1 rRNA gene is annotated in these 1,436 nt (G+C 50.8%); it reads right to left on the reverse strand.

Annotated elements, in window-relative coordinates:
* Positions 1-47: 47 nt before the first annotated feature.
* Positions 48-1,436: ribosomal RNA gene (locus BI291_RS00060) — 23S ribosomal RNA — on the reverse strand; the annotation flags it as partial.

Genomic DNA, 1,436 nt, shown 5'->3' on the forward strand with positions numbered 1-1,436 from the left:
CACAGTACGTGATGTTATCAAACATACCTAAAACATTTAGGTGTTGTATGGTTAAGCCTCACGGGCAATTAGTATCAGTTAGCTCAAGGCCTCACAACCCTTACACACCTGACCTATCAACGTTGTAGTCTCCAACGACCCTTTAGGGAGATTAAATCTCCAGTGAGAACTCATCTCAAAGCCTGTTTCCCGCTTAGATGCTTTCAGCGGTTATCAGTTCCGAACGTAGCTACCGGGCAATGCCATTGGCATGACAACCCGAACACCAGTGGTTCGTCCACTCCGGTCCTCTCGTACTAGGAGCAGCCCTCTTCAATTCTCAAACGCCCACGGCAGATAGGGACCGAACTGTCTCACGACGTTCTAAACCCAGCTCGCGTACCACTTTAAATGGCGAACAGCCATACCCTTGGGACCGACTTCAGCCCCAGGATGTGATGAGCCGACATCGAGGTGCCAAACACCGCCGTCGATATGAACTCTTGGGCGGTATCAGCCTGTTATCCCCGGAGTACCTTTTATCCGTTGAGCGATGGCCCTTCCATACAGAACCACCGGATCACTATGACCTGCTTTCGCACCTGCTCGACGTGTCTGTCTCGCAGTTAAGCTGGCTTATGCCATTGCACTAACCGTACGATGTCCGACCGTACTTAGCCAACCTTCGTGCTCCTCCGTTACTCTTTGGGAGGAGACCGCCCCAGTCAAACTACCCACCAGACAGTGTCCCCAAGCCCGGTAAGGGCCCTAGGTTAGAACATCACGCATACAAGGGTGGTATTTCAAGGTTGGCTCCACACACACTGGCGTGCATGCTTCAAAGCCTCCCACCTATCCTACACATGTAGGAGCAATGTTCACTGTCAAGCTATAGTAAAGGTTCACGGGGTCTTTCCGTCTAGCCGCGGGTATACGGCATCTTAACCGCAAATTCAATTTCACTGAGTCTCGGGTGGAGACAGTGTGGCCATGATTACGCCATTCGTGCAGGTCGGAACTTACCCGACAAGGAATTTCGCTACCTTAGGACCGTTATAGTTACGGCCGCCGTTTACCGGGGCTTCGATCATGAGCTTCGCAGAGCTAACCCAATCAATTAACCTTCCGGCACCGGGCAGGCGTCACACCGTATACGTCATCTTTCGATTTTGCACAGTGCTGTGTTTTTAATAAACAGTTCCAGCCACCTGGTTACTTCGACTGTCAACAGCTTAAAGAGCAAGTCTCATCACCGTCGACAGCGTACCTTCTCCCGAAGTTACGGTACTATTTTGCCTAGTTCCTTCACCCGAGTTCTCTCAAGCGCCTTAGTATTCTCTACCTAACCACCTGTGTCGGTTTGGGGTACGGTTCCTATATATCTGATGCTTAGAAGCTTTTCCTGGAAGTATGGCATCAACAGCTTCTACTCCGTAGAGTATCGTCTCGTGTCTCAG

Origin of the sequence: Thalassotalea sp. PP2-459 (assembly GCF_001913705.1) — a bacterium.
Classification (GTDB): domain Bacteria; phylum Pseudomonadota; class Gammaproteobacteria; order Enterobacterales; family Alteromonadaceae; genus Thalassotalea_C; species Thalassotalea_C hakodatensis.